This is a genomic window from Variovorax beijingensis (assembly GCF_007828835.1).
Taxonomy (GTDB): domain Bacteria; phylum Pseudomonadota; class Gammaproteobacteria; order Burkholderiales; family Burkholderiaceae_C; genus Variovorax; species Variovorax beijingensis_A.
This window is the reverse complement of sequence record NZ_VIVL01000002.1, coordinates 483,545-510,098: the sequence shown is the minus strand read 5'-3', so window position 1 is coordinate 510,098 and position 26,554 is coordinate 483,545. Positions and strand designations below refer to the sequence as shown.

Below are 26,554 nucleotides of genomic sequence, written 5' to 3'. Positions count from 1 at the left end.
CGAAGCACGGAGGTTGCCTTATGAGCGCGGTGGCGTTCCGGGCGGCCCGTGTCGCCGACGAACTGCTGATCGACGCCGAGGCCGACAGCACGCCCGCGCCGCGCCCCACGCCCGCGGCCGGCCTGGGCCGCCGCATCCTGCTGGGCGCGAGCGTGGTGCTGATTGCCTTCAACCTGCGGCCGGTGTTCGCCAGCCTGTCGGTGGTGCTGCCGGAGATCATCGCGGCCACCGGGCTCTCGGCCACCGCCGCGAGCCTGCTGACCACGCTGCCCATCGTCTGCCTCGGCGTGTTCGCGCCGCTGGCACCGGGACTGGGCCGGCGCTTCGGCACCGAGCGCACGCTGCTCGCCTGCATGGTGCTCATCCTCGTGGGCACGCTGCTGCGCGGCACCGGCAGCATCCCGCTGCTGTTCGTGGCCTCGGCCATCGCGGGCAGCGGCATCGCGGTGTCGAACGTGCTGCTCTCGGGCCTCGTGAAGCGCGACTTCGCCAAGCAGGCGGCGCTGATGATGGGCTTCTACACCATGGCGGTGTGCGGCGGCGCGGCCAGCGCGGCGGGCCTCACGGTGCCGCTCGAGCATGCGCTGGGAGGCGGCTGGACCTATGCGCTCGCGATGTGGGCGGTGCCGGCCCTGCTGGTCACGCTCATCTGGGCGCCGCAGGCCCTGCCGCTGAAGCCGGTGGCCAGCGAATCGGGCTTCACCGTGCGCAGGCTGTGGCGCGACCGGCTGGCCTGGCAGGTCACCTTCTTCATGGGCCTGCAATCGGCACTGGCCTACACCGTGATGGGCTGGCTCGCGCCCATCCTGCGCGAACGCGGGCTCGGCAGCGAGACCGCCGGCTACGTCGTGTCGCTGTCGGTCATGACGCAGGTGGTGACCTGCCTCGTGGTTCCGGCCGTGGCGGTGAAGCTGCGCAACCAGCGCGGGCTGGCGGTGGTGCTGGCCATGTTCACCGTGGCCGCCATGCTGGCGATGCTGTTCGCGCCGCTCGGCGGCGTGTGGCTGTGGGCCGTGCTGCTGGGCATTGCGCAGGGCGGCACCTTCGCGCTCGCGCTCACCTTCATGGTGCTGCGTTCGCCCGATTCGCACGTGGCGGCGCACCTCTCGGGCATGGCGCAGGGCGTGGGCTATGTGGTGGCCGCCTGCGGGCCGCTGATTGCCGGCCTGCTGCACGGCTGGACCGGCAGCTTCCGCGCGTCGTCATGGCTCTTCATCGGGCTGGGCATTGCGCTGGTGGTGGCGGGCCTTGGCGCGGGGCGCACGATGCACGTGGGCGCGGTGACGGTTCCGCGGCGCTGAGGAAACAGGCCCGGCAACCTGCCTGCTACTGCAGGTAGCTCTCGGCCAGCAGCGCCCAGTAGGCCGCGCCGATCGGCAGGTTGCTGTCGTTGAAGTCGTAGCCCGGGTTGTGCACCATGCAGCCGCCGTGCTCGCCGGGCGCGCCGTTGCCGATGAACAGGTAGCAGCCGGGCTTCTTCTCGAGCATGAACGCGAAGTCTTCGCTGCCGGTCACGGCCGGGCCTTGCGGCTCGACGTGCGCGGCGCCCACCAGTTCATAGCCGATGCGCCGCGCAAACTCGGTTTCCTCGGGCGTGTTCACCAGCACGGCGTAGCCCTTGCGGTAGTCGATGTGCGCCTTCACGCCAAAGCTCTCGGCCTGCGCCGTGACGATGGCCTTCAGGCGCTTTTCGAGCAGCTCGCGCACCTCGCGGTCGAGCGAGCGCACGCTGATCTCCAGCACCGCGGTCTCGGGGATCACGTTGTTGGCCTTGCCCGAGTGGATCGCGCCCACGGTGACGATCGACATCTCCTGCGGATCGGCGTTGCGCGAGACGATGGTCTGCAGCGCCATCACGATGCTGGACGCGGCGACGATCGGATCGGCCGTGCGGTGCGGCATGGCACCGTGGCCGCCCACGCCGGTGAGCGTCACGGTGGCGTAGTCCGACGAGGCCATGGCCGCGCCTTCGCGGAACATCAGGTCGCCCTGGCGGCGGCCCGGCGAGTTGTGCATGGCATAGACCGCATCGCAGGGGTATTTTTCGAACAGGCCGTCTTCCATCATCTTCACGGCACCGCCCATGCCCTCTTCGGCCGGCTGGAAGATGAGGTTCAGCGTGCCCGAGAACTCGCCGTGCTGGGCCAGGTACTTGGCGGCACCGAGCAGCATCGCGGTGTGGCCGTCATGGCCGCAGGCGTGCATGATCCCGGGCCGGCCGCTGCGGTAGGCGAGCCCTGTTTTCTCCTCGATGGGCAGCGCGTCCATGTCGGCGCGGATGCCGATGGCGCGCGTTCCGCTGCCGCGCCTGAGCCGCCCCACGAGGCCGGTCACGCCCAGGCCGCGCTCCACCTCGTAGCCCCAGCCGGCCAGGCGCTCGGCCACCAGGTCGCTGGTGCCGAATTCCTCGAAGCCGAGCTCGGGGTTCTGGTGGATCTGCTGGCGCACCGTGACGAATTCGGCGGCATGCCTTCTCATGTACTCGAGGTAGTGCTGGGCGCTTTGCGGCATCGTGGTCTCGTGTTCCGGATGGATGGATGAATGATGCAAGGGCTGCTCAGGGCTGCAGCGCCATCGTGGCGGGCAAGCGGGTCCATGGCAGGTCGGCCGGGTCGGCGGCCATCGGGCCCGGCGCCTTGGCCACGAGGATGTGGCTCGCAATGGGCGCGAAGTCGGCGCGGAAGTGCACCGAACTCTTGTTGACCAGCAGCTTCATGGCCTCGGGCTCGATGCCCAGGTAGCGGAAGAACTCGCGGTCGAGCATCTGGCTCTTGCCGCTGGCCACGGCAATGCGCACGCCGTCGATCTCCAGGCAGGCGCTCGGGCCGAGCGACACCACGCCGCCGCGCGACATCGGCCCCTTGCCGTGCACCTGCCCGTCGCTGAGCGCGCGCACGGTGAAGAGCCCTTGCACGGGCGCATCGCTGAAACGGCCGCCCCACGTCGGCACCGAGGTTCCGAGCGCGATGCGGATCTGCGCGCCGACGCCGGCCTCGTGCGCCGCCGCGGCCGCAGCGGGATCGAACATCAGCCCCAGCGCGACCTGCCCGGGATAGCGCTTGCCCGCGCCCTCGGCCAGCAGCGCATGCAGCATGCCGGTGGTGTTGCTGTCGGCGCCCGCGCCGGGGTTGTCCTGCGTGTCGGCGATGACCACCGGCTTGCTTGCATCCGCTGCCAGCGCCATGGCTCGCGCCACCGCCTCGCGCGGCTCCAGCACGTCGAGCCGCCATTGCGAGCGCGGCTGGTCGATGCGCTCGTACAGCGTGGCCACGGCCGCGCCGGCATCGTCGCCATAGCCCCACACCACCGGGCCGCACTCGGCGATGTCGGCGGCGGGAAAGCCGGTGGCAAAGCTCAGCACCGCATGGTGCTTCACGTCGAGTTCACCGAGCAGCCGGTACACGGATGCGGCCGGCTCGATCATGGTCGACTGCACGTTGAGCGGCAGCAAAAAGCCGAGTCGCCGCGCATGCAGCGGCTCGCGCGAACCGCGTGCGATGCGGCGTGCCAGCAGCTTCGCGGCGAGCCGGCCCGTGTCGGCCATGTCGACGTGCGGATAGGTGCGGTAGGTGGCGAGCGCATCGGCCTCGGCCAGCATGCGGCCCGTGATGTTGCCGTGCAGGTCCAGGCTCGCGACGATCGGCACGTCCGGCCCTACGAGAAGGCGGATGCGCGCGATCAGTTCGCCTTCGGGGTCTTCGAGTTGCTCGGCGACGGCCGCGCCGTGCAGGTCGAGATAGACCGCGTCGATGCCGCCGTCGGCCAGCGCGGCCGCCAGGTCTTCGGTGATGGCGGCAGAGATGCGCTCGAATGCGTCCTCGGTGACGTGGGCCGAGGGTGTGGCGCCGGCCCAGGCCGAGGGCACCAGCGACCAGCCCTTCTCGCGCGCGGCGTCGATGAAGCCGCCGACGGGAATGTTCCTGCCCGCGTAGGCCTCGACGATCGCCGCGCCGCGCCGGTATGGCGGGAAGCTCGATCCCGCGTTGAACGCGGCCCAGTCCGCCTTGCTCGGCGCGAAGGTATTGGTTTCGTGCTGGAAACCGGCGATGAAGACTTTCATGGCATCCTTTTTTCTTGATCGTGGGAACGAAGAGGTTTCAGCTGCGCGCAAAGGCAAAGTCGCGCCCGGGCGCCGCAGCCAGCAGTTTGCGCGTGTAGTCGTGGCGGGGCGCGAAGAACACGTCGCGCACCGAGCCGCGCTCCACGATCTCGCCCTGGCTCATGACCAGCACGCTGTCGCAGATCTGGCTGGCCACGCGCAGGTCGTGCGTGATGAAGAGAATGCCGATCTTCAGCCGCTGCTGGATTTCGTCGAGCAGGTGAAGGATCTGCGCCTGCACCGAGACGTCGAGCGCCGACACGGCCTCGTCGGCGATCAGCACCTTGGGGTCGCAGGCCAGCGCACGCGCAATCGAGATGCGCTGGCGCTGCCCGCCCGAGAACTCGCTGGGATAGCGGCGCAGCGCATCGGGCGACAGGCGCACCAGCCGCATCAGTTCTTCGGCGCGCGCCCAGGCCTGGTCGTGCGGCATGCCGAAGTTGACCGGCCCCTCGATGATCGAGGCGCCCACCGTCTGGCGCGGATTCAGCGAGCGGTACGGGTCCTGGAAAACCACCTGCACCGTGCGCCGGAATGGCGACAGCGCGCGGCCCCTCACATGCGCCACCGAACGGCCATCGGCAAAGATGTCGCCCGAGCTCGGGTCGATCAGCCGCGCGATGCAGCGCGCCACCGTCGACTTGCCCGAACCCGACTCGCCCACGATGCCCACGGTTTCGCCGGGCCGCACTTCGAGCGACACATTGCGCGCCGCATTCACGGTGCGGCGCTTGCCGGGCCAGCTGCCCGTGATGTAGGTCTTGCAGATGTTCACCGCATTGAGCAGCGGATAGGTGTCGGGCACCGGCGGGCGCCGGGGCGGCGAAAGCTCGGGCACCGCGTCGAGCAGCATCCTCGTGTAGGGCTCGCGCGGCGCCGTGAGCACCGCCATCTTGCCACCCTTCTCGATCATGGCGCCCAGCTCCAGCACCACCACTTCGTCGGCAATCTCGGCCACCACGCCGAAGTCGTGCGTGATGAAGAGCACGGCCGTACCGTTCTCGGTCTGCAGCTCGAGGATGAGGCGCAGTATCTCGGCCTGCGTGGTCACGTCGAGCGCGGTGGTCGGCTCGTCGCAGATCAGCAGCACGGGCTTCAGGATGAGCGCCATCGCGATCACGATGCGCTGGCGCTGCCCGCCCGACAGCTGGTGCGGATAGGAAGCGAAGATGCGCTCGGGCTCGGGCAGCCGCACGCGCTCCATGATGGCCAGGATCTTCTGTCGCCGCTCGGCCGCGCCCATCTGCACATGCTGCGCAAGCATTTCGTCGATCTGCGCGCCGCAGGTCATCACGGGGTTGAGCGCGGTCATGGGTTCCTGGAACACCATGGCCATCGAGGGCCCGCGCAGCTGGCGCAGGCGGGAAGGCGCTGCGGCCAGCAGGTTCTCGCCCTGCAGCTCGATGGTGCCGCGCACCGGCACGAGGCCCGCAGGCAGCAGCCCCATCACCGCATTGGCGATGACCGACTTGCCCGAGCCCGACTCGCCGAGCAGGCAGACGATCTTGCCGGGCGGCACGTCGAAGGAGATCTTGTCGACCGCATGCGGCCGGTCGCCGCCGCGCGGCAATGCAATGGCCAGGTCGCGCACGGAAAGAACAGGTGCTTGCGTCATGTTCAGCCCCCGCGCTTGTTGAACTTGGGGTCGAGCGTGTCGCGCAGCCCGTCGCCGAGGATGTTCACCGCGAGCACCGTCAGCGCCAGGAAGATGCCGGGGAACAGCACGTTGTGCGGGAACTGGTTGAACTGCGCCCGGCCCTCGGCCATGATGTTGCCCCAGGTCGCCATGTCGGCCGGCAGCCCCACGCCGAGGAACGACAGGATGGCCTCGACCAGGATGGCCGAGGCGCACACGTAGGTCGCCTGGATGATCAGCGGCGCAATCGCATTCGGCAGGATGTGGCGCACAAGGATCTTCCATGTCGGCGTGTCCAGCGCAATGGCGGCTTCCACATAGGGCTCCTCGCGCACCGTGAGCACCACCGAGCGCACGAGGCGCGCCACGCGCGGAATCTCGGGCACCGCAATGGCCACCACCACCGTGAGCAGCTTGCCGCCGAACAGCGCCACCAGGCTGATCGCGAACAGGATGCCGGGGATGGCCATCACGCCGTCCATCAGCCGCATGATGGCGCTGTCGAGCCGGCGGAAATAGCCGCCCAAGAGGCCAACGAGCATGCCGAACACCACCGCCAGCGCGGCCACCGCCACGCCCACGGTCAGCGACACGCGCGCGCCGTAGAGCGTGCGGCTCCAGATGTCGCGCCCAAGGCTGTCGGTGCCCATGACGAACAGGTGCTCGAAGGTGTCACCCGCCAGGCTGTTGAACTCGCCGCGCGTGCCCGGCATGAGGTTGCCGCTGCCGGGATCGATGGCGGTCGGGTCGATGGTGCCGAGCCATGGCGCTGCCAGCGACACGAGCACCAGCAACAGCAGCACGCCCCCGCCCGCGCGCACCGACCAGTCGGCCAGGATGCGCTTGAATAGCGAGCGCCGCCGGGGCGGCGGCAGCGGCTCGGCGACGGCTTCAACAGGAATCATCGGCGTGGCGAGCGAATCGGTCATCGTGTTTTCCTTTACGCCTCAATAGCGGATGCGGGGATCGAACACCAGGTAGCTCAGGTCGATCAGCAGGTTGATGAGCACGTAGACGACGGAAAAGAACAGCGTGATGCCCTGTATCAGCGGAAAGTCTCGCGACAGCACCGCATCGACCGTGAGCTGCCCGAGGCCCGGAATCGCAAACACGGTTTCGGTGACGACCACGCCGCCGATCAGGAGCGCAATGCCGATGCCGATCACCGTGACGATCGGAATCGCCGCATTGGCCAGCGCATGCCGCATCAGCACCCGTTTTTCCGAAATGCCCTTGGCGCGCGCGGTGCGGATGTAGTCTTCGGTCATGGCCTCGGCCACGGCCGCGCGCGTGACGCGTGCAATCAGCGCCACGTAGATGATCGACAGCGTGATGGACGGCAGGATCAGGTGCTTGATCCAGAGCCAGGGCCCCTGGCTCAGCCGCGAGTAGCCCTGCACCGGCAGCAGCTGCAGGTGCAGCGCAAAGATCCAGATGAGCACATAGCCGATCACGAAGGCCGGTATCGAAAAGCCCATGACCGAAAAGCCCATGAGCATGCGGTCGAGCCAGCCCCCATGGCGCCACGCGGCCACCACGCCCAGCGGCACCGCGATCAGGATGGTGACCACCAGCGTCACCGCCGCAAGCGAAACCGTCGGCTCGATGCGCTGCCCGATCAGTTCCACCACCGTCTTCTTCATGAAGTAGGACTCGCCCAGGTTGCCCTGCAGCAACTGCCCGCTCCAGCGCACGAACTGCGTGGGCAGCGAATCGTCCAACCCCAGCTGGCTGCGCACCTTGGCGATGTTCTCGCTGGTGCCGCTGTCGCCCACGATGGCGGCGGCCGGATCGCCGGGCGCCAGCCGGAGCATGAGGAACACGATCAACGCGACGATGACGAGCACCGGCACGGTCGACAGGATGCGGCGCACAAGAAAGATCTGCATGGGTATGGCGACGCAGCGCGCTCAGCTCTTCCTGATGTTCCAGAACACATTGACCGGCGAGCGCACCACGCCGCTCACCACACCCTTGCGATAAGCCGTGAGCGGCTTGTATTCGCCGATCGGCGCGTAGATGCCGGTGTCGTACACGCGCTGCTGGATGGCCGTGGCCAATTCCTTGCGCCTGGCCTCGTCCGCGCTCGCGAGGAAGTCGAACTTCAGCTGTTCGAGCTTGTCGTCGGTGGCCCAGCCGAACCAGCCCTTCTCGCCGTTGCCCGTGAGAGGCGCGTAGAACATCGGGTTCATGTTGTCGGCAATGCCCCAGCCGGTGATGAAGAGGTTCCAGCCGCCCTTGTCGACCGGGTCCTTCTTGGCGCGGCGCGTGACCAGCGTGGGCCAGTCCATCGACTGCATGTCGACGTTGAAGCCGGCCTGCTTCAGCAGCTGCGCCATCACCGGCGGAAACTTGTTGAGCAGCGCGAAGTCGGCTGGATACATCAGCACGACCGGCTTGCCGTCGTAGCCCGCTTCCTTGAGCAGCGCCTTGGCTTTCTCGAACTGCGGCTTGCCGGTGAAGTAGCCGGTCTTGTCGTTCGAGAACATCGTGCCGCACGGGTAGACCGAGGCGCAGCTGTTGTAGAGCTCCTTGTGCACCATCTGGGCGCGCATCAGCGCCTCCTGATTGATGGCCATGATGGCGGCCTGCGCGATCTTCGGATTGTCGAAGGGCGGGATGACGTGGTTCAGGTGCAGCGCGAACGAGCCCTTTGGGATCGGGTTGTCGACGGTGATGGCGGAGTTGTTCTTGAGTGCCGTGTACTGCTCCGGCGGCAGCCATTCGATCATGTCGACCTCGCCGTTGGCGAGCGCATTGGCCTGCGTCTGGGCGTCTTTCAGGATGATCCATTCCATGCGGTCGACGTACACGTTCTTGCCACCCGCCGTGCCCGAAGCTGCCTCGGTGCGCGGCACGTACCTGGTGTTCTTCAGGTAGACCACCTTCTCGCCAGGGCGGTACTCTTCCTTCTTGAAGATGTAGGGACCCGAGCCCGTGGCGTCGTCGATCTGCTTGTCGGCCGGCGTGGCGGCCACGCGCGCCGGCATGATGAAGGGCGGATTCGACGAGGGCTTGCTCAGCGCATCGAGCACCATGCCGAAGCTGTCCTTGAACACCAGCCTGAAGGTGCTGGCATCGACCGCCTCGGCCTTGTCGAGCGCGGCGTACATCTTCTGGCCCAGCCCGTCGCGCTGGCCCCACCGCTTGAGCGACGCCAGCACGTCTTCCGAGGTGACCGGCTTGCCGTCATGAAACTCCAGGCTCTTGCGCAGCGTGAAGGTCCATGTCTTGCCGTCGGCGCCGGTGGTGTACTTGTCGACCATCTGCGGCTTGACCTTGCCCTGTTCGTCCACGCCGAAGAGCGTGTCGTACACGGCATAGCCGTGGTTGCGCGTGACGAACGCAGTGGTCCAGATCGGGTCGAGAATCTTCAGGTCCGACTGCGGCACCAGGCGCAGCACCTTGCCCGCATCCTGTGCGAACGCGCTTGTTGCAGCGGCGGCGGCAAGCATGGCGCCCGCGACAACGGCTTTCAGGTTTCGTTTCGACAGCATCTTCGGTTCTCCGGTTGAAAAATCGTGAGGAACGGGTTTCGATTCAGGCGCGGTGCGCTCGAACAGAAGTCATGAAGAAGAAGCCTCCGGAAGCGCGCAAAGGCCACCCCGCGCACTGCGCGAGATGCCCCTGCTGTCCTTTGGCCTGAGAGATTCACCATGCACGCTCATCGCGCAAGGCTTGCCCCTTCGGCGGCCGCCCTCGGAGTCCTTTGTATTCAGAACCCCGGGCAGCGCTCTCCAGCGTTGGTCAAGTTGTCCAGTCTTGGGACCTGAGCGTTATGGGCTGTCGCCTTCGGTAATGCACTAACTCGAAGCATCGAGCCGGCATTTCTCCTGGACGTTTTCTTCCAAGCAGAATGCGTGCCACTCGGGCACCCACTCGAACGCGTGTGCTACTGCGGCCCGCCGCAGAAGCTCACCCTTTCGGTGGTCCTGGCGGTGAAGTGAAGGCGCGTGGTGGTGGTGTCGCTGGCTGGCGTGTTCTGCGGCCATTCGCTCTGCAGCCACGTGTACTGCCAGCTGTAGGCCTCGCCTGGCCTGGCGGGTTCGCCGTAGGTGATGCGGAGGCTGCCGCTGCTCTCGTCGTGGCAATGCTTCGACCGCTTGTATTCCTTTTCGCTGAAGCAGGCGCGGATCATCTTCGAGCATGAAAAAGGAATGCCTTCGTATACGGCCCTGGTTGCGTCCTCGAGCGGCACGAAGTCGGCCTTGCTGAACGAAGCGCCGCCGCCCGAATACATCTCCGACACCGTCTGGAGCACGGCCGCGGCCCACCGCCCTTCTGCCAGCGGGTAGAGCGCCGGCGCGAGGGAAATGCGCGCGTCCGCCATGCCGGGGTCCGCTGCTTTCCTCATCAACGCGGCCGCATAGCTGCTGAAGTCGTGCAGGCGGCTGAGCTGCCACGTGCCTGCAATGCGCCTGATGCGCGCCATGGCCAGCGGCTCGCCCGAGAACACCGCGTAGTCCCCTGCCGCCGCGCCGCGCGGCCGGTACAGGCCCAGCGCCTGCGGATCGCAGGGCTGCGGCAACAGCGCGCACAAGCGCGCGCGCCAATCCGCATCCAGCGATTCCGGCTTCTTCACTGCATCGAACAACTGCGCCGACGGCGCGGCGCCCACGTGCCCCGCGAGCAGCAGGACGAGCATCGAGGCGGTGGTGCGAAGAATGGGCAGCAGGTTCATGGACCGGCATGGTAGCCAGCCCGCCCGCAAGTTGCTGCAACCAATTGCGGCGCGGGCGAGCCGATGTTGTAGCCTTCGCCCCACGGCCATCCCGGCCTCGAACGGAGCGAAGATGGCAGACAGGATTCTGGTGTTCTATGGCTCGTACCGGTCGGACCGCATGGGCATTCGCCTGGCGGACTACCTGGTGGCGGGCCTCAACGCGCGAGGCGCCGATGCCGAGCTGATCGACGCCAAGGCCGTCGACCTGCCCATGCTCGACCGCATGTACAAGGAATACCCCCAGGGCACCGCGCCCGCGGCCATGGAAGCGCTGGCGCAGAAGATACGCGGCGCGGACGCCTTCGTCTTCGTGACCGGCGAATACAACTGGGGCCCGCAGCCCGGCTTGAAGAACCTGACCGACCACTTCCTCGAGGAATGGTTCTGGCGCCCGGCCGCCGTGGCCAGCTATTCGGCCGGCCGGTTCTCCGGCGTGCGCTCCGGCACCGTGTGGCACTCGATCCTGTCGGAGATGGGAATGGTCGTCGTGTCGAGCACATTGACCGTCGGGCCCATTTCGCAAACGCTCGATGCGAACGGCAGGCCCACCGGCAGCGCGGGCGAATCGCTCGATCGCTCCTTCGGAAGGTTCGCCGACGACCTGGCCTGGTGGACCGAAGCGGCGCGCGCGCAGCGGGCGCGCAAGGCACCGCCGTATTGACTGGCCTTAGCTATCGAGCCGCGCGGCTTCCGTCAGCGCAACCGACACGCACTCCAGCGCAATCGCCAGCTGCGTGAGCGTCGGCAATCCGAACCCCAGGCGGAACACCAGCGGGTCGTCCCCGAACCATGGGCCGGGCGCGACGCGCGTGCTGTACCTGGCCAGCGCCGCATAGAAGCGCTCGACGGCCGCGGCATCGAAGAGCTCGCGCCTGAGCCGCATGCAGCACAGCGCCCCGGCATCCGGACGCACCCACTCGATGTGGCCCGAGTGGCGCGACACCCAGCTTTCGGTGAACTGCAGGTTTTGCGCGAGGAGCTGTCGCCGCTCGCCGATGATCCGGTCGCGCTGCCTGAAGACAGCCAGCGCAAGCGCCTCGTCGACCGGCGAGCAGGAGATCACCGTGCTGAACTTCGCCGTGACCAGCGCCTGGCGCAGCGCCGTGTCGCGCGTGATGGCCCAGCCGATGCGCAGGCCCGCCGAGCCATGGCACTTGGACAGCGAGGACACCGAGACCACCCTGCCGCCCAAGTTGACGGCGCCCGGCGCCGCGGCATCGTCGCCATAGGCCGCCTCGCGGTAGGTCTCGTCGATCACGAGCCAGGCCTTCGGCGCATGTTCGGCCAGCATCGCCACGATCTCGCGCAAGGTCTGGGCCGGAATCGCGACGCCCGAAGGGTTCTGCGGCGAGGCGAGGCTCACCACTTTGGTTTTCGAGGAGAGCAGCTGGCGCAGCGCATCCAGGTCGATGCGGTAGCCGGTGTCGAAGCCCAGCGGCAGCACGCGCGTGGTGGCGCCGACGGCAGTCAGCGCGTTGCGCGCCAACGGGAACACCGGCTCGGCCACGACGGCTTCGTCGCCCGCCTGGCACAGCGTGAAGGCGATGAGAAAAAGGGCGTGGGCACCGCCGACCGTGACCACCACGTCGTCGGCGTCGACGCCATGTTCGTTCGCGATTTCCTGGCGCAGGCCCGGGCTGCCCGCCGCCGTACCGTAGTCCAGCGCAAAGTCGGCATCGTCGCCGAAGGCCATGTCGACCAGTTCCGACAGCCGCACGCTCGGCCCCACGCTTTCGGCAAGGTCGAAGCGCGGCGCCTTGCTGACGAGGGAAATGATTTCGTTGTCTGGAAACCGTGCCATGTGCTGCCGCTTGATCCATTGCTGTCGATGGCTCCGATGTTGCAGTTTCATGACTGTCGATAACAGCCACACTTTTATGAAATTCGATGCAGTACAGTTGCGTACAGTGCCATCCACGCCAGCAGGAGTGATCCGTGTCGCAGCCCCCCCGGTTCCGCTATGAAGAAATTGCCGATTTCGTGGCCGGCCTGGCCGGCCGCGGCACGCTGAAGCCCGGTGCGCGCGCGCCCTCGCTGCGCGAGATCAGCACGCAGCAGCGCACCAGCCTGAGCACCGCGGTGCAGGCCTACCGCCTGCTCGAAGACCGCGGCATTCTCGAAGTACGGCCGCAATCGGGCTATTACGTCGCCAAGGCGCCGCCCGCCCTGCCCGTGCCCACCACCGCGCGCCATTCGATCCGGCCGGCCAAGGTGGAACTCTCGGGCCTCATGCTCGACCTGCTGAAGCACGCGTCGGACGAAGCCTTCGTGCCGCTCGGCTGCGCCATTCCCAACCAGCGGCTGCTGTCTTCCTCCAGGCTCGACCTCGTGCTGGCCCGCACGGCCCGCGTGAAGGGCAGCCAGTGCAACACCTACTCGCCGCCGCACGGCGAGATGTCGCTGCGCCTGGAGATTGCGCGCCGCGCGCTGCGCTTCGGGCAGGCGCTGGCGCCCGACGACATCGCCATCACCTGCGGCTGCACCGAGGCGCTGGCGCTCGCGCTCGACGCGGTCACGGAGCCCGGCGACACCGTCGCCATCGAATCACCGACCTACTTCGGGCTGCTGCAGGTGCTGCGCGCAAAAAGGCTCAAGGTGGTCGAGCTGCCGACCGATGCCGACACCGGCGTCTCGGTCGATGCGCTGCGCGAAGTCGTGGCCTCGGGCAAGGTGCGCGCCTGCGTGCTGGCGTCGAGCTTCAGCAATCCGCTCGGCTGCACCATGCCCGAAGAAAACAAGCGCGCCGTGCTGCGCCTCCTGGCCAAACACGGCGTGCCGCTGATCGAGGACGACGTGTACGGCGACGTCCATTTCGGCGAGGAGCGGCCCCTGCCCTTCAGCGCGCTCGACACGCACGACAACGTCATCTATTGCGGCTCGTTCTCCAAGACGCTCGCGCCCGGCTACCGCATCGGCTGGATCGCCACGCGCCGCCACATGGCCCGGGTGCTCGAAACCAAGTTCGCCACCAGCCTCGCCACGCCGGTGCTGACGCAGGTGGCGCTCGCCACCTTCCTGTCGAACGGCGACTACGACCGCCACCTGCGCCGGGTCCGGCGCGAGTTCGCCGACACGCTGGAGCGCATGACGCGGGTGATCGAGCAGGCGTTCCCGCCGGGCACCAAGGTGTCGAGGCCGGCGGGCAACTTCGTGCTGTGGGTCGAGCTGCCCGAGCCCGCGGACACGCGGCTGCTGTTTGCGCAGGCGCTGGAGAAACGCATCTGCTTTGCGCCCGGCGTGGTGTTCTCGGCCAGCGGCAAGTACGCCCACTGCCTGCGCCTGAGCGGCGGCCACGGCTGGGACGCGCGCATCGAGAAGGGCCTGCGCACGCTTGGCGCCATGGCAAGCAAGGAGCTTCGCCGGCCGGCCGCCGCGGCAGGCAGCTGAGCGCCAGCCAGGACCTCAGGTCTTGCAGGATCAGGCAAGAAGCCCGTTCGATCCGGATAACGCCCGCGGCCCCATCCGCGAGAGACTTGCCTCCATGCCCGGCGCAGCGTTGCGCCATGGTCCACACCCATCGCACGAGGAGAGTCTCATGAGCGCAATCCAGGAAAAAGTCGTCCTTATCACGGGCGCAAGTGGTGGCATCGGCGCGGCGGCCGCGCGGCTCCTGGCGCGGCGCGGCGCCAAGGTGGTGCTTGGCGCGCGCCGCACCGACCGGCTCGAAGCGCTGGCCGAAGAAATCACCGCCGCCGGCGGCACCGCGAGCTTCCAGCGGCTGGACGTCACGTACCGGCCCGACGTGGAAGCATTTGCCGAATTCGCACTCGAAACGCACGACCGCATCGACGTGCTGGTGAACGCCGCGGGCGTGATGCCGCTGTCGCCGCTGTGGACGCGCAAGGTCGACGAATGGGAGCTGATGCTCGACGTGAACCTGCGCGGCGTGCTGCTGGGCATTGCAGCGGTGCTGCCGACCATGCAGGAACAGGGCTGGGGCCACATCGTCAACGTGGCGCCGGTGCCCGCGCAGGGCGTGTCGCCGAACTCGGCCGTGTATTGCGGCACGCAGTACGCGGTGGACGCCATCTCCGAAGGCCTGCGGCAGGAGCACGCAGGGAAGGTGCGCGTGACGGTGGTTCGCCCCGACGTGAGCGAGGCGGACCGCACGCTGGCCGACCGCATCGCAGCCTGCAGCAGCTTCGAGCGCATGGTCACGCGGCGGCGCATCGCGGTGCCCGCGGAAGCCGTGGCCCGCTCGATCGCTGGCGCCATCGAGGGCGGCAGCATCTCGGCCCCGCGCCGCCCCGCATGGCGGCCGAGGCCGGCCGAGCACGCGGCGTTCTGAGGGGGCGCGTCAGTAGGTCTTGTAGGGCAGGAACTTGCCCGAGAGCACCACGTTGACGCGGTCGCCCTTGGGATCGGTCTGGCGCTGGATGTCCATGCTGAAGTCGATGGCGCTCATGATGCCGTCGCCGAATTCTTCATGGATCAGTTCCTTGATCGTGGTGCCGTATACGCTCACCACCTCGTACCAGCGGTAGATGAGCGGATCGGTCGGCACGGGCGTGGGCAGCGAGCCCTTGTAGGGCACCACCTGGAGCCACTTCTGCTCTTCCACGGTCAGGCCGAAGATCTTGCCGATGACCTTGGCCTGCTTGTCGTCGAGCGTCATCTGCCCGAGGCAGGCGGCGGTGGTCCACTCTTTCGAAAGGCCGACCTTCTTCGCCACGTCGGCCCACTGGATGCCCTTGGACACCTTCACGGTGATGATCTTCTCGGTGACGTCGTTGCGGTTCATGCGGGTTTGCTCCTGATTGAAATGAAGAATGAGAACGAAGGAAAAGTCACGACGCCTTGGCGCGCGTGACGAGGAAATCGACGATGTGGTTGCGCAGCGCGTAGTAGCCATCGAGGTGGTGCAGCGAGGCGCGCGTGCGCTCGCGCGGCAGCGGGTTGACCACGGTCTCGGCGATGTTGCCGGCGCGCCAGGCGCCGCCCGGCTGGTCGGCGCCGTTGGTCATCAGCAGGATGCGGTCGGCCAGCAGGATCGCCTCGTCCACGTCGTGCGTGATCATGAAGACGGTCTGCTGCGTCTGGCGCACGATGGCCATGAGCTCGTCCTGGATGGTGCCGCGCGTGAGCGCATCCAGCGCGCCGAAGGGCTCGTCGAGCAGCAGCATCTTGGGCTGGATGGCAAAGGCGCGCGCAATGCCCACGCGCTGCTTCATGCCGCCCGAAAGCTGCGCGGGCTTCTTGTCGATGGCGGCCTCGAGGCCCACCATGGCCACGAAGCGCTCCACCTGCGTGTTGACCTGCGCGGCCGGCCAGCCGGGCCAGCGCGAAGCCACCGCGAAGGCGATGTTCCTGCGCACCGTGAGCCACGGCATCAACGCATGGCTCTGGAACACCACGCCGCGCTCCAGGCTCGGGCCGGCCACCTCGCGGCCGTCCATGAACACATGGCCGGCGCTTGCCTGGTCCAGGCCCGCCAGCACGTTGAGGATGGTGGTCTTGCCGCAGCCCGAGTGGCCGATGATGCAGACGAACTCGCCACGGTCGAGCGTGAACGACACGTCCGCGAACACCGGCCGCGCCGGCACGAAGGCCTTGGCCAGGCCCTCGATGCGCAGGAAGCCGCTGGTGGCGGGCCGTGGGGCGGGAACAGGTGTCATGAGGGCGCCTTGTGCCGATCGATCACTCCACATAGGTCACCTTTCGCTGCAGGCCCGCGAAGGCCTGGTCGAGCAGCATGCCGACGATGCCGATCACCAGGATCGCGAAGATCACGTTGGTGAGCGAGAGGTTGTTCCATTCGTTCCAGACGAAGTAGCCGATGCCCGTGCCGCCCACCAGCATCTCGGCCGCCACGATGACGAGCCAGGCGATGCTCATGCTGATGCGCATGCCGGTCAGGATGGTCGGTGCCGCGGCCGGCAATATCACGCGGAACGCGCGGCGCAGCGGCTTCACCTCCAGCGTGCTCGCCACGTTGAGCCATTCGCGCTTGACCGAGGCCACGCCAAAGGCGGTGTTGAGCAGCATCGGCCACACCGAGCAGATGAAGATCACGAAGATGCCGCTGACCGACGAGTCCTTGATGGTGTAGAGCGCAAGCGGCATCCACGCCAGCGGAGAAATGGGCTTGAGCACCTGGATGAACGGATCGAAGGCCTTGTGCAGCAGCGGCGACATGCCGATCACGAAGCCGAGCGGCACCGCCACCACGCAGGCCAGCAGGAAACCCAGCCCCACGCGGGCCAGCGAGTACGCCAGCTGGATGGCAATGCCCTTGTCGTTGGGCCCGTTGTCGTAGAAGGGGTTCGAGAGATGCTTCCAGGCCGTGACGGCCATTTCCGCCGGCGTGGGAAAGCCCGAGCTCTTGACCTGCCCGCCCGGATCCTTGCCGAGCATCTTCTGGTATTCGATCTGCTCGGCGGTCATGCCCGCAGCGGCACCGGTGCCGGCCGCGGGCAGGGTGGCCAGCTGCCACGCGCCGACCAGCAGCAGGAACATGAGAAGCGACACCAGCGCCGCCTTCAGCGAAAGGGTTTTCTTGCCGCGCATGGTTCAGGCCATCTTGCCGATGGCAAAGCTCTTGACGTAGTCGTCGGGCTTCGCGGGGTCGAACACCTTGCCCATGATGGTGAACTTGGGGTACGCACCTTCGGGCGCGGCCTGGCCGAGCTCCTTCATGCGCTTCTTCGCATCGGTCAGCAGGAACACCTTCTCTGCAATCTGCCTGTAGTTGACGTCGCCCTTCACGTAGCCCCAGCGCTTCATCTGCGTGAGCATCCACACCGCCATCGATTGCCATGGAATCGGATCGAAGTCGGCGCGGTCGGGCACGGTGCGGATGTTGCCCAGGCCGTCGGCAAACTTGCCCGTGAGCACCTGCGTCAGCACGGTCTCGGGCTGGTTCAGGTACTGCGCGGGCGCGATCACCTTGGCGATGAGCTCGCGGTTCTTCGGGTCGCGCGCCATGGCCGATGCGGTGAGCACCGAGCGCACCAGCGCGGCAAAGGTGTTGGGATTCTTCTCGATGAATTCGGTCGAGGTGCCGAACGCGCAGCAGGGATGGCCGTTCCACAGGTCGCGCGTCAGCAGATGCAGGAAGCCGATTTCCTCGAACACGGCGCGCTGGTTGAAGGGGTCGGGGCCCAGGTAGCCGTCGATGTTGCCTGCGCGCAGGTTGGCCACCATCTCGGGCGGCGGCACCACGCGGATCTGGATGTCGGTGTCGGGGTTCAGGCCCGCCTCGGCCACGTAGTAGCGCAGCAGGAAGTTGTGCATGCTGTACTCGAAGGGAACGGCAAACTTCATGCCCTTCCACATCTTCGGGTCGCGCTTGTCCTTGTGCTTGTTGGCCAGCGTGATGGCCTGGCCGTTGGTGTTCTGGATGGTGGCGACGTTCATCGCCACCTGGTTGGAGCCCGCGCCCATCGAAATGGCGAGCGGCATGGGCGACAGGAAATGCGTGGCGTCGTATTCCTTGTTGAGCATCTTGTCGCGGATGAGAGCCCATCCCGCCGTCTTGACCACCTCGACGTTGAGCCCCTGCTTCTGATAGAAGCCCAGCGGGTGCGCCATGATGAGCGGCGTGGCGCAGGTGATCGGAATGAAGCCGATCTTGAGGTTGGTCTTTTCGAGCGGGGCCTTGTCCTGCGCCATGGCCTGCAGTGCGCCGAGCGGCAATACCGAGGCAATGGCCGCACGCGCGGTGTTGGCGCCCACCGCGCGCAGGAAGCCGCGGCGCACGCTGTCCACCGGGAACAGCGCCTTCATGAGGCTGGCTTCGAGCTTGTCGTCGGGGCCGACGCCGATCTCCGGACCACGGCCATGGTTGCGGCCGCAGGCGCAGCGCATGTTCAGTGGCCGGTCGGCGTCGTAGAGATCGCAGGCGGTCGAATCGGATGGGCTGGACATGGTGGATGCACCTCGGTGAAAAGATGCCTGCCACGATGCAAGCCCCGGGCCGGAAGCGAGGCCCAAGGGCCCAGGGGCCGCAGATCGTGCCGCGCTTGTCGAGGCCTTGTAGGGCTGGCACTACAAGGCAGTGCCCGCCGGCTTCGTTTTCAGGCCGCGGGGGCGGCCTTGCCGTGGCGCTCGGCATACAGCGCGAGCTCGACGTCGTTCTTGGTGCCGGTCTTTTCGAGGATGCGCGCGCGGTAGGTGCTCACCGTGTTGGACGCGAGGCCGAGCTGCGCACCAATTTCGCTCACGCTGTGCCCGGTACTGAGCAGGCGGTACACCTGGTGCTCGCGATGCGAGAGCTGCTCGGGGCCTTGTCCCACGTTGCGGCCCACGGCGACAGCCAGTGCTTCTGCCGTGGCCGCCGATACATAGAGGCCGCCGGCCGCCACCTTGCGCACTGCGCCCACCATGTCGTCGGCATCGGCACTCTTGTTGAGATAGCCTGAGGCGCCGAGCTTGATGCAGCGCACGGCGTACTGCTTCTCCGGGTAGGTGCTGAGCATCAGCACCGGGAGCGAGGGCCAGTCCTTTCGCAATGCCTGCAGTACGTCGAGGCCGTCGCGTCCCGGCAGCGCGATGTCGAGCAGCACCACGTCGAGGCCTGCGGAGCCGCCGAGTTCCTGTACAGCGCTCAGCACCTCGGGGCCGGTCTGCGCTTCGGCGCGTACGGTCATCGAGGGCAGGCCGTTGGAGAGGTCGCCGAGCATCTGCTTCAGGCCCTCTCGCACGATGCGGTGGTCGTCGCCAATGAGTACGCGGATGTCGTTCATTTCAAATGACGCGATGAGGGGTGGGTGGCGGATTGTCTGTGTTCTTGGTGCTCTTGTTCTTGGTGCTTTTGTTCAGGGCGTGTGCACAGGCCACCGGGTACTCCCCTCCGCGAATGTCCCCCGGCCTGCGGCCTCCTCCTTTATTTCGCTGCGGGGAGCACCCGATGCCCTGTGCACCTGGGCACGCTGCTATTGATCTGGCGATCAACCACCACTCTGAATAACGCTCCCGTCGATGGGGTGCCTTGCGCAGCGAAATCAAGGGGGAGGCCGAAGGCCGGAGGACATTCGCTTCGCCGTGTACCCCGTCGGCGGGAGCGCGCCCTGAACAGCAGCGCACGTCAACCCCGAAACGACGCAAAGAAAAACTAGCCTTCACCTCAAGCATTCCCCAACAGCGGCAGATGCAGGCAAAAGGTACAGCCCTCGCCCACACGGCTGTCGATATCGATGCGCCCGCCGAAGTGGCGCGCGCGCTCCCGCATGCCGAGCACCCCATAGGAGGTGGTGGCCTCGAAGGCCTGAACCGGCGCGCCCACGCCATCGTCGCGCACGCTGATGCTCAGTTGCGTGTCTTCGACGCCGATGCGGATGCCGAGGCTGCGCGCCTTCGCATGGCGCCCGACGTTGCTGAGCATCTCCTGGAAGATCCGGAACACCGCGATGGCCGCAGGCTCGGGCAGCTCCACGCCCGCGGGCACGTCGAAGTGCCATTGCAGCGCCAGCTCGGCCGACTGCACGAACTCGTGCGCCTGCCATTCGAGCGCCGCCCACAGGCCCTGGTGGTCGAGGATGCTGGGGCGCAGGTCGGTGATGATGCGGCCCACGTTGTCGACCGCGCGCTCGATCAGCTGGCTCATGTTGCCGCACTTGCCGCGCATCTGGTCGCGCATGGCCTGCGCCGCATCGGGCGTGCGCTCCTGCTGCTCGCCCAGGCGCTTGCCGATCCAGTTGACGTCCATCTTGAGCGCCACCAGCAGGCTGCCGAGCTCGTCGTGCACTTCGCGGGCGATGCGCGTGCGCTCATCTTCGCGTACCTTGTCGAGCCAGGCCGAGAGCTCGCGCAGCTGCACCAGCGCATCGCTCAGCTCGCGCGTGCGCTCCTGCACGCGCAGGCCGAGCTCGTCCTTGGCCTGCTGCAGCGCCTCGGCCTGGCGGCGGCGCTCGGTGATGTCGACAAAGGTGATGACGGCGCCGCGCACCTGCGCGCCGTCCATGATCGGATGGCTCGAATACTCCACCGCGAAGGCGCTGCCGTCGCGACGCCAGAACACCTCGGTGTCGATGCGGCACGGCAGGCCGCGGCGAAAGGCGTTGAAGATGGGACAGTCCGTGTCGGCGTAGTGCGAGCCGTCGGGATGCGAATGGTGCGTGAGCTCGTGCATGTTGCTGCCGATCACGTCGCGCGCCTCATGCCCCAGCATCTGCGCGCCGGCCCGGTTGATGAACATGCAATGGCCGTCGAGGTCGATGCCGAAGATGCCTTCGCCGGTCGACTCGAGCAGCAACCCCAATTGGTGCTGCCAGAGCGGGTGGCTGGCGGTGGGGTTCAGTACGGGTGTCTCCATGCACCAAAAGCAAGCAACAAACGTTCCTGGTTCCTTGCTCCCTCTCCCCTCGGGGAGAGGGTTGGGGTGAGGGTGCTCAGCGCTCCCAACGGAACTTGCGCTCCGATTCGGCAATGGGCTGGTCGTTGATGCTCGCGAAGCGCCGCTGCATCAGCCCGTTCTCGGCGAATTCCCAGTTCTCGTTGCCGTGGCTGCGGAACCACTGCCCGGCCGCGTCGTGCCATTCGTACTCGAAGCGCACCGCGATGCGGTTGTCCATGAAGGCCCAGAGCGACTTCTTCAGGCGGTAATCGTGCTCGCGCTCCCACTTGCGGGTGAGGAATTCCACCACCTGCTCGCGGCCGTTGACGAAGTCGGCGCGGTTGCGCCACTCGGTGTCGGGCGTGTAGGCCAGGCTCACGCGAACCGGGTCGCGCGTGTTCCAGGCGTCTTCGGCGGCCTGGACTTTCTTCAGGGCGGTCTCGAGGGTGAAGGGCGGCAGCGGAGGACGTGATTCCATGGTGGTCTTTCGTTGAAGGTGAAGTGAGGAAATGGCGAAGGCCCGCAATGTGCCACATGTAGACAGACCTGTCTACATGCCTACAATAGCGCCATGGACATCTCCGCACTGCCCGCACGCGAACGCATCCTGCTCACGGCGCACGAGCTCTTCTATGCCGATGGGATCCGCGCCACCGGCATCGACCGCGTCATTGCCGCATCGGGCGTCACCAAGGTCACCTTCTATCGGCACTTCCCGTCGAAGGACGACCTGGTGCGCGCCTTTCTCGATCACCGGCATGCGCGATGGATGGCATGGTTCGTCGATGCACTGGGACGCCGCGGCGCGCACGAACGCGCCGGCGATGCCGGGGCCCTGCTGCTGCTCGCCGACGTGATGGCCGAATGGTTCGCCGACCCGGCCTTTCGCGGCTGCGCCTTCATCAACGCGGTGGCCGAGGTGGGCGGCAGCGTGGAGGGCGCCGCCGAGCGCGCGCGCGAACACAAGCGCGAGATGGTGGAGGTCATTGCCGGCCTGCTGCCCGCGGCCTTGCCCGCACGCATGGCGCTCGCCCAGACCGCGGCGCTGGGCGTGGACGGCGCCATCGTCAAGGCGCAGATGGGCGGCGCGGCCCTGGCGCGCGAAGCGGTGGACGATCTGCGGCGCCTGCTCGAGGCACTGGCCGCCATGCTGCATCGATAAGATCGCTCCCGGAAAACACCCCATGGCATCGACGCGACTTCCCTCCACGCAGGGCCTGCAGGCCTTCGAGGCCGTGGCGCGTCTGCGCAGCGTGAACCTCGCGGCGGAAGAGCTCAGCGTCACGCCCAGCGCGGTGAGCCACCGCATCCGGCAGCTCGAGACGCTGCTCGAACTCAAGCTTTTCACAGGCAACGACTTCGGCCTGAGCGCCGATGGCGTGGCTTACCTGGCCCGCGTGCGCGAGGCCATTGCGGCACTGCAGCAGGTGCCCGGCCGCGAGCCCGCATCGCAGGTGCGGCGGCTGCGGGTGGCCGTCACGCCCACGTTCTCCCGCCAGATGCTGCTGCCCCGGCTCGCACGCTTTCGCGATGCCTATCCGAACATCGAGCTGATGCTGCAGGTGACCATGCCGGTGCGCAACATGACGGCCGAAGAGGCCGACCTGGAACTGCGCTTCGGCACCGGGCCTTTTCACGACCGCGAGTTCTGCCAATTGCTGGCCGACGACGTAGCGCCCGCCTGCAGCCCGGCGTACCTGCAGCGCCACGGGCCGTTCGACGGCTTTGCGACCGATGCCGAGGTCTCGCGCGTGCAGCTGCTGCGCACGCCGCTCGAGTCGTGGCGCACCTGGTTCAAGGCCCGTGGCATCGGCCTGCCGGAGCCGGCCACAGGCCACCAGTTCAACGACCTGGGGCTGGCGCTCGACGCGGCGGCCGAAGACTTCGGCGTGGTGCTGATGCACCTGAAGCTCGGCAGCGCCTGGCTGGAGAACGGGCGCCTCGTGCGGCTTTCGGCAGAGAGCGCGCCCTCGCCCAACGCCTACTTCCTGTGCTGGCGGCCGGGGGCGATGGAGCGCTGGGAGTGCGCGACCTTCGTCGAATGGCTGCGCCAGGCGCTGCGCGACTGAGCTGAATTCTTTTCAGGTACGGGCCGAGTAAATTTCAGCCCCGCCGGCGCCGGGCGAATCACACTCGGGCCGCCGCAGGCCTGCCCATAATGGCGGGCCTTTCGCAAGAACGAACAACAGAACACCCCAACAGGAGACCGCCTCGTGCCCGACCTTTCCAAGATCACCTGCATCGAAGACCTGCGGGTGATCGCCAAGCGGCGTGTGCCGAAGATGTTCTACGACTACGCCGATTCCGGCGCGTGGACCGAAAGCACCTACCGCGCCAACGAGAGCGACTTCCAGAAAATCAAGCTGCGCCAGCGCGTGGCCGTGAACATGGAGGGCCGCTCCACGCGCTCCACCATGATCGGGCAGGACGTTGCCATGCCGGTGGCCATTGCGCCCACCGGCCTCACGGGCATGCAGCATGCCGACGGCGAGATCCTGGGCGCGCGCGCGGCCAAGGCCTTCGGCATTCCGTTCACGCTCTCGACCATGAGCATCTGTTCGCTCGAGGACATTGCCGAGCACACCGGGCGGCATCCGTTCTGGTTCCAGCTCTACGTGATGAAGGACCGCGACTTCATCGAGCGCCTGATCGAGCGCGCCCGCGCCGCGAACGTGTCGGCGCTGCAGCTCACGCTCGACCTGCAGATCCTCGGCCAGCGCCACAAGGACATCAAGAATGGCCTGTCGACGCCGCCCAAGCCGACCATCGCCAACATGATCAACCTGGCGACCAAGCCGCACTGGTGCCTGGGCATGCTCGGCACCAAACGCCGCACCTTCGGCAACATCGCGGGCCACGCCAAAGGCGTGAAGGACCTGTCGTCGCTGTCGTCCTGGACCGCCGAGCAGTTCGACCCGGCGCTCAGCTGGGCCGACGTGGAATGGATCAAGAAGCGCTGGGGCGGCAAGCTGATCCTCAAGGGCATCATGGACGCCGAAGACGCGCGCCTCGCCGTCGCGAGCGGCGCCGACGCGCTCATCGTCTCCAACCACGGCGGCCGCCAGCTCGACGGCGCGCCCTCTTCCATCGCGGCGCTGCCGGCCATCGTCGATGCCGTGGGCCGCGAGATCGAGGTGTGGATGGACGGCGGCATCCGCAGCGGGCAGGACGTGCTCAAGGCCCGCGCGCTCGGCGCCCGCGGCACGCTGATCGGCCGCAGCTTTCTCTACGGCCTGGGCGCCTACGGCCAGGCCGGCGTGACGCGCGCGCTGCAGATCATCCACAAGGAACTCGACATCACCATGGCCTTTTGCGGGCGCACGAATATCGAGAACGTGGATTCGGGCATCCTGCTGCCGGGGACCTTCTAGCCCCTTCGGGCGGCAGGCTTGCGGCGCTGGCTGACAGCGCGCAAATGCGTGCGTGCAGAAAATGTTGCTTCCAACAACATCGCCTGCACGGGCGGCACAACGCATCATGAGCGCAGCCACTTCCATTTCCGGGAGCTCTTCGGCCCCCGCATCGCCTCCCCCACCGCCCCACTACACCGCAGAAGAAAAACGCCACCGCGTCTTCTCGATCATGGCCGCCTCCTCGGGCAACCTGGTCGAGTGGTTCGACTTCTACGTGTATGCCTTCTCGGCGCTGTATTTCGCGTCGTCCTTCTTTCCCAAGTCGGACCCGACGGTGCAGCTCCTGAACACCGCCGGCGTGTTCGCGGCGGGCTTCCTGATGCGGCCGATCGGCGGCTGGCTGTTCGGGCGCATCGCCGACAAGGTCGGGCGCAAGACCTCGCTGCTGATCTCGGTCTCGATGATGTGCGGCGGCTCGCTGGTGATTGCCTTCCTGCCCACCTATGCGCAGATCGGCGCCTGGGCGCCTTTCCTGCTGCTGGTCTGCCGGCTGTTCCAGGGCCTGTCGGTGGGCGGCGAATACGGCACCACCGCCACCTACATGAGCGAGGTCGCGCTGCGCGGGCAGCGCGGCTTCTACTCGTCGTTCCAGTACGTCACGCTCATCGGCGGGCAGCTGCTGGCGGTGCTGGTGATCGTGGTGCTCGAGCAGCTGCTCACCGAAGCCGAGCTCAAGGCCTGGGGCTGGCGCATCCCGTTCGTCATCGGCGCCGTGGCCGCCGTGGTGGCGCTGCTGCTGCGGCGCACGCTGCACGAAACGCAAAGCGCCGAGGCCAAGGCCAACAAGGAGGCCGGCACGATGACCGGACTCTTCAAGCACCACATGCCGGCCTTCCTGACGGTGCTGGGCTTCACGGCCGGCGGTTCGCTGATCTTCTACACCTTCACCACCTACATGCAGAAGTACCTGGTGAACACGGTGCACCTGCCGATCAAGACCGCCAGCTACGTGATGACCGGCGCGCTCTTCCTCTACATGTGCATGCAGCCGTTGTTCGGCGCGCTGTCGGACCGCATCGGGCGGCGCAACAACATGCTGCTGTTCGGCGGGCTCGGCGCGCTGGCCACGGTGCCGATCCTCACGGCGCTGCAGCACACCACCAACGCGGTGGCGGCCTTTGCGCTGATCATCGCGGCGCTGGCCATCGTGAGCTTCTACACCTCGATCAGCGGCATCGTGAAGGCCGAGATGTTTCCGCCCGAGGTACGCGCGCTGGGCGTGGGCCTGGCCTACGCCGTGGCCAACGCGATCTTCGGCGGCTCGGCCGAATACGTGGCGCTGGGGCTCAAGTCGCTGGGCCACGAGTCGGCCTTCTTCTGGTATGTGACCGCGATGATGGTGATCGCCTTCCTCGTGAGCCTGCGGCTGCCGCGGCAGGCAAGCTACCTGCACCACGACCACTGAGGCCGCGCGCGCATCGCGTCTTCGTCAGTCCGCGTAGACGCCCGCGGCCTTGATGATGGGGCTCCACTTGGCGATCTCGGCCGCCACGAACTTCCTGTGGCCCTCGGGCTCGATGCGGCCATCGGCGGCCACCACGGCACCCAGGCCTTCTTCGCGCTTGATGAAGTCAGGGTCCTTCAACGCCACCTTCAGTGCATCGTTGAGCTTCTTCAGCACCGGCGCCGGCGTTCCCTTGGGCGCGTACAGGCCATGCCAGATGGTGACCTGGAAGTTCTTCAGCCCGGCCTCGTCGAGCGTGGGCAGGTCCTTCAGCAGCGGCATCGCGAGGCGCCTGGGCGTGGTGACCGCATAGGCCTTGACCTTCTTCGCCTCGATCTGCGGGGAGGTGTTGGTGGTCTGGTCGCACAGCAGGTCGATCTGTCCGCCGATCAGGTCGGTGATGGCCGGTGCGGTGCCCTTGTAGGGCACGGGCGTCATCTCGGTCTTGGTCGCGCTCTGGAAGAGCAGCCCGCACAGGTGCGAGGCCGATCCGATGCCCGCGTTGCCGATGTTGATCCGGCCCTTGTTGGCGGCGATCCAGCCGGCAAGCTCCGCGTAGTTGCCGGCCGGAAGGCTCGGCTTGGCGATCAGCGTCATCGGCACGTCGTTGACGATACCGAGGTATTCGAAGTCGCTCTCGACCTTGAACGGCAGGTTGCGCACCAGCGTGGGCGCGGTGGCCATCGCGATGTGGTTCAAGAGCAGCGTGTAGCCGTCGGGCGCGGCGCGCGCCACCTTGGCCGCACCGATGGAGCTGCCGGCACCGGGCACGTTGTCGATGATCACGCTGGCGCCGCCCAGGGGCTTGCGCAATGCCTCGGCCAGGTCGCGCGCCACGCGGTCGGTCGGGCCGCCCGCGGCAAAGGGCACGACGATGGTCACGGGCCTGCCCGCGGGAAAGTCCTGCGCATGCGCGCCGGCGGCCAGGACGATTGCCGCAAGGGCGAACAGTTTCTTCATGGGGGT

The 26,554-nt window shown here is 67.3% G+C and carries 24 protein-coding genes and 1 riboswitch; of the genes, 8 read left to right on the top strand and 16 right to left on the bottom strand.

The window, feature by feature from the left end; translation table 11 throughout:
* Positions 1-20: 20 nt before the first annotated feature.
* Positions 21-1,301, top strand: coding sequence for a CynX/NimT family MFS transporter (locus FB547_RS08715; RefSeq protein ID WP_145741356.1), 1,281 nt, complete (start codon positions 21-23; stop codon positions 1,299-1,301).
* A 25-nt stretch (positions 1,302-1,326) separates the two neighbouring features.
* On the opposite strand, the gene FB547_RS08710 is transcribed toward FB547_RS08715, so the two are convergent.
* The 7 genes from FB547_RS08710 to FB547_RS08680 form a co-directional block, all read right to left on the bottom strand.
* Positions 1,327-2,511: a M20 aminoacylase family protein gene (locus FB547_RS08710; protein ID WP_145741355.1), complete on the bottom strand. Its 1,185-nt coding sequence runs from the start codon at positions 2,509-2,511 to the stop codon at positions 1,327-1,329.
* 46 nt (positions 2,512-2,557) lie between these two features.
* On the bottom strand, positions 2,558-4,060 hold the full coding sequence (locus FB547_RS08705) for a M81 family metallopeptidase (protein ID WP_145741353.1): 1,503 nt from the start codon (positions 4,058-4,060) through the stop codon (positions 2,558-2,560).
* A gap of 37 nt (positions 4,061-4,097) precedes the next feature.
* On the bottom strand, positions 4,098-5,714 hold the full coding sequence (locus tag FB547_RS08700; RefSeq protein ID WP_186454130.1) for a dipeptide ABC transporter ATP-binding protein: 1,617 nt from the start codon (positions 5,712-5,714) through the stop codon (positions 4,098-4,100).
* A gap of 2 nt (positions 5,715-5,716) precedes the next feature.
* Positions 5,717-6,664: an ABC transporter permease gene (locus FB547_RS08695; protein WP_186454129.1), complete on the bottom strand. Its 948-nt coding sequence runs from the start codon at positions 6,662-6,664 to the stop codon at positions 5,717-5,719.
* A gap of 18 nt (positions 6,665-6,682) precedes the next feature.
* Positions 6,683-7,624: an ABC transporter permease gene (locus FB547_RS08690; protein WP_145741352.1), complete on the bottom strand. Its 942-nt coding sequence runs from the start codon at positions 7,622-7,624 to the stop codon at positions 6,683-6,685.
* 21 nt (positions 7,625-7,645) lie between these two features.
* Positions 7,646-9,232 carry an ABC transporter substrate-binding protein gene (locus tag FB547_RS08685; RefSeq protein ID WP_145741351.1) on the bottom strand — a complete coding sequence of 529 codons (1,587 nt, stop codon included), beginning with the start codon at positions 9,230-9,232 and terminating at the stop codon, positions 7,646-7,648.
* Between the two features lie 123 nt (positions 9,233-9,355).
* Positions 9,356-9,486, bottom strand: a riboswitch (glycine riboswitch).
* A 141-nt stretch (positions 9,487-9,627) separates the two neighbouring features.
* Positions 9,628-10,416 carry a hypothetical protein gene (locus FB547_RS08680; protein ID WP_145741350.1) on the bottom strand — a complete coding sequence of 263 codons (789 nt, stop codon included), beginning with the start codon at positions 10,414-10,416 and terminating at the stop codon, positions 9,628-9,630.
* A gap of 112 nt (positions 10,417-10,528) precedes the next feature.
* Between FB547_RS08680 and FB547_RS08675 the strand changes: the two genes are divergently transcribed.
* Positions 10,529-11,119 (top strand): NADPH-dependent FMN reductase, encoded by a 591-nt coding sequence (locus FB547_RS08675; protein ID WP_145741348.1) that lies wholly within the window; start codon positions 10,529-10,531, stop codon positions 11,117-11,119.
* 6 nt (positions 11,120-11,125) lie between these two features.
* Here the strand turns inward: FB547_RS08675 and FB547_RS08670 are convergent, their stop codons facing one another.
* Positions 11,126-12,259, bottom strand: coding sequence for a pyridoxal phosphate-dependent aminotransferase (locus FB547_RS08670; RefSeq protein ID WP_145741347.1), 1,134 nt, complete (start codon positions 12,257-12,259; stop codon positions 11,126-11,128).
* A gap of 134 nt (positions 12,260-12,393) precedes the next feature.
* Here FB547_RS08670 and FB547_RS08665 point away from each other — a divergent pair, with 134 nt between their 5' ends.
* Both FB547_RS08665 and FB547_RS08660 read left to right on the top strand, forming a co-directional pair.
* Entirely contained in the window at positions 12,394-13,845 is a 1,452-nt protein-coding gene (locus FB547_RS08665; protein ID WP_145741346.1) for a PLP-dependent aminotransferase family protein, read from the top strand.
* A 148-nt stretch (positions 13,846-13,993) separates the two neighbouring features.
* A complete protein-coding gene (locus FB547_RS08660; RefSeq protein WP_145741345.1) occupies positions 13,994-14,746 on the top strand; it encodes an SDR family oxidoreductase in 753 nt (250 codons plus the stop codon).
* A 9-nt stretch (positions 14,747-14,755) separates the two neighbouring features.
* Here the strand turns inward: FB547_RS08660 and cynS are convergent, their stop codons facing one another.
* The 7 genes from cynS to FB547_RS08625 all read right to left on the bottom strand — a co-directional run bounded on the left by cynS (position 14,756) and on the right by FB547_RS08625 (position 21,209).
* The gene (gene cynS, locus FB547_RS08655; RefSeq protein WP_145741344.1) at positions 14,756-15,199 is read right to left on the bottom strand and encodes a cyanase; all 444 of its coding nucleotides are present in this window, start codon (positions 15,197-15,199) and stop codon (positions 14,756-14,758) included.
* Between the two features lie 46 nt (positions 15,200-15,245).
* Positions 15,246-16,073, bottom strand: coding sequence for an ABC transporter ATP-binding protein (locus FB547_RS08650; RefSeq protein WP_145741342.1), 828 nt, complete (start codon positions 16,071-16,073; stop codon positions 15,246-15,248).
* 22 nt (positions 16,074-16,095) lie between these two features.
* Entirely contained in the window at positions 16,096-16,965 is an 870-nt protein-coding gene (gene ntrB / locus FB547_RS08645) for a nitrate ABC transporter permease (protein WP_145741340.1), read from the bottom strand.
* Between the two features lie 3 nt (positions 16,966-16,968).
* Positions 16,969-18,324, bottom strand: a complete 1,356-nt coding sequence (locus FB547_RS08640; RefSeq protein WP_145741338.1) for a CmpA/NrtA family ABC transporter substrate-binding protein — start codon at positions 18,322-18,324, stop codon at positions 16,969-16,971.
* A 149-nt stretch (positions 18,325-18,473) separates the two neighbouring features.
* On the bottom strand, positions 18,474-19,142 hold the full coding sequence (locus tag FB547_RS08635; protein ID WP_145741336.1) for a response regulator transcription factor: 669 nt from the start codon (positions 19,140-19,142) through the stop codon (positions 18,474-18,476).
* A 380-nt stretch (positions 19,143-19,522) separates the two neighbouring features.
* Positions 19,523-20,710, bottom strand: coding sequence for a PAS domain-containing sensor histidine kinase (locus FB547_RS08630; RefSeq protein WP_145741334.1), 1,188 nt, complete (start codon positions 20,708-20,710; stop codon positions 19,523-19,525).
* A gap of 76 nt (positions 20,711-20,786) precedes the next feature.
* Positions 20,787-21,209, bottom strand: coding sequence for a DUF1348 family protein (locus tag FB547_RS08625; protein WP_145741332.1), 423 nt, complete (start codon positions 21,207-21,209; stop codon positions 20,787-20,789).
* 93 nt (positions 21,210-21,302) lie between these two features.
* On the opposite strand from FB547_RS08625, the gene FB547_RS08620 reads away from it, so the two are divergent.
* The 4 genes from FB547_RS08620 to FB547_RS08605 all read left to right on the top strand — a co-directional run bounded on the left by FB547_RS08620 (position 21,303) and on the right by FB547_RS08605 (position 25,549).
* On the top strand, positions 21,303-21,893 hold the full coding sequence (locus FB547_RS08620) for a TetR/AcrR family transcriptional regulator (protein WP_145741330.1): 591 nt from the start codon (positions 21,303-21,305) through the stop codon (positions 21,891-21,893).
* Positions 21,894-21,915: 22 nt separating this feature from the next.
* Positions 21,916-22,800, top strand: coding sequence for a LysR substrate-binding domain-containing protein (locus FB547_RS08615; RefSeq protein ID WP_145741328.1), 885 nt, complete (start codon positions 21,916-21,918; stop codon positions 22,798-22,800).
* 144 nt (positions 22,801-22,944) lie between these two features.
* Positions 22,945-24,102, top strand: coding sequence for an alpha-hydroxy acid oxidase (locus FB547_RS08610; protein WP_145741325.1), 1,158 nt, complete (start codon positions 22,945-22,947; stop codon positions 24,100-24,102).
* Positions 24,103-24,208: 106 nt separating this feature from the next.
* Positions 24,209-25,549: an MFS family transporter gene (locus FB547_RS08605; protein WP_145741323.1), complete on the top strand. Its 1,341-nt coding sequence runs from the start codon at positions 24,209-24,211 to the stop codon at positions 25,547-25,549.
* 24 nt (positions 25,550-25,573) lie between these two features.
* On the opposite strand, the gene FB547_RS08600 is transcribed toward FB547_RS08605, so the two are convergent.
* Positions 25,574-26,548 (bottom strand): tripartite tricarboxylate transporter substrate-binding protein, encoded by a 975-nt coding sequence (locus FB547_RS08600; RefSeq protein ID WP_145741321.1) that lies wholly within the window; start codon positions 26,546-26,548, stop codon positions 25,574-25,576.
* Positions 26,549-26,554: the final 6 nt, after the last annotated feature.

Bases quoted from the DNA above. Each gene is read 5' to 3' on its own strand.
- FB547_RS08715 (WP_145741356.1), top strand. From the start codon at position 21: ATGAGCGCGGTGGCGTTCCGGGCGGCCCGTGTCGCCGACGAACTGCTG.
- FB547_RS08710 (WP_145741355.1), bottom strand. From the start codon at position 2,511: ATGCCGCAAAGCGCCCAGCACTACCTCGAGTACATGAGAAGGCATGCC.
- FB547_RS08705 (WP_145741353.1), bottom strand. From the start codon at position 4,060: ATGAAAGTCTTCATCGCCGGTTTCCAGCACGAAACCAATACCTTCGCG.
- FB547_RS08700 (WP_186454130.1), bottom strand. From the start codon at position 5,714: ATGACGCAAGCACCTGTTCTTTCCGTGCGCGACCTGGCCATTGCATTG.
- FB547_RS08695 (WP_186454129.1), bottom strand. From the start codon at position 6,664: ATGACCGATTCGCTCGCCACGCCGATGATTCCTGTTGAAGCCGTCGCC.
- FB547_RS08690 (WP_145741352.1), bottom strand. From the start codon at position 7,624: ATGCAGATCTTTCTTGTGCGCCGCATCCTGTCGACCGTGCCGGTGCTC.
- FB547_RS08685 (WP_145741351.1), bottom strand. From the start codon at position 9,232: ATGCTGTCGAAACGAAACCTGAAAGCCGTTGTCGCGGGCGCCATGCTT.
- FB547_RS08680 (WP_145741350.1), bottom strand. From the start codon at position 10,416: ATGAACCTGCTGCCCATTCTTCGCACCACCGCCTCGATGCTCGTCCTG.
- FB547_RS08675 (WP_145741348.1), top strand. From the start codon at position 10,529: ATGGCAGACAGGATTCTGGTGTTCTATGGCTCGTACCGGTCGGACCGC.
- FB547_RS08670 (WP_145741347.1), bottom strand. From the start codon at position 12,259: ATGGCACGGTTTCCAGACAACGAAATCATTTCCCTCGTCAGCAAGGCG.
- FB547_RS08660 (WP_145741345.1), top strand. From the start codon at position 13,994: ATGAGCGCAATCCAGGAAAAAGTCGTCCTTATCACGGGCGCAAGTGGT.
- cynS (WP_145741344.1), bottom strand. From the start codon at position 15,199: ATGAACCGCAACGACGTCACCGAGAAGATCATCACCGTGAAGGTGTCC.
- FB547_RS08650 (WP_145741342.1), bottom strand. From the start codon at position 16,073: ATGACACCTGTTCCCGCCCCACGGCCCGCCACCAGCGGCTTCCTGCGC.
- ntrB (WP_145741340.1), bottom strand. From the start codon at position 16,965: ATGCGCGGCAAGAAAACCCTTTCGCTGAAGGCGGCGCTGGTGTCGCTT.
- FB547_RS08640 (WP_145741338.1), bottom strand. From the start codon at position 18,324: ATGTCCAGCCCATCCGATTCGACCGCCTGCGATCTCTACGACGCCGAC.
- FB547_RS08635 (WP_145741336.1), bottom strand. From the start codon at position 19,142: ATGAACGACATCCGCGTACTCATTGGCGACGACCACCGCATCGTGCGA.
- FB547_RS08630 (WP_145741334.1), bottom strand. From the start codon at position 20,710: ATGGAGACACCCGTACTGAACCCCACCGCCAGCCACCCGCTCTGGCAG.
- FB547_RS08625 (WP_145741332.1), bottom strand. From the start codon at position 21,209: ATGGAATCACGTCCTCCGCTGCCGCCCTTCACCCTCGAGACCGCCCTG.
- FB547_RS08620 (WP_145741330.1), top strand. From the start codon at position 21,303: ATGGACATCTCCGCACTGCCCGCACGCGAACGCATCCTGCTCACGGCG.
- FB547_RS08615 (WP_145741328.1), top strand. From the start codon at position 21,916: ATGGCATCGACGCGACTTCCCTCCACGCAGGGCCTGCAGGCCTTCGAG.
- FB547_RS08605 (WP_145741323.1), top strand. From the start codon at position 24,209: ATGAGCGCAGCCACTTCCATTTCCGGGAGCTCTTCGGCCCCCGCATCG.
- FB547_RS08600 (WP_145741321.1), bottom strand. From the start codon at position 26,548: ATGAAGAAACTGTTCGCCCTTGCGGCAATCGTCCTGGCCGCCGGCGCG.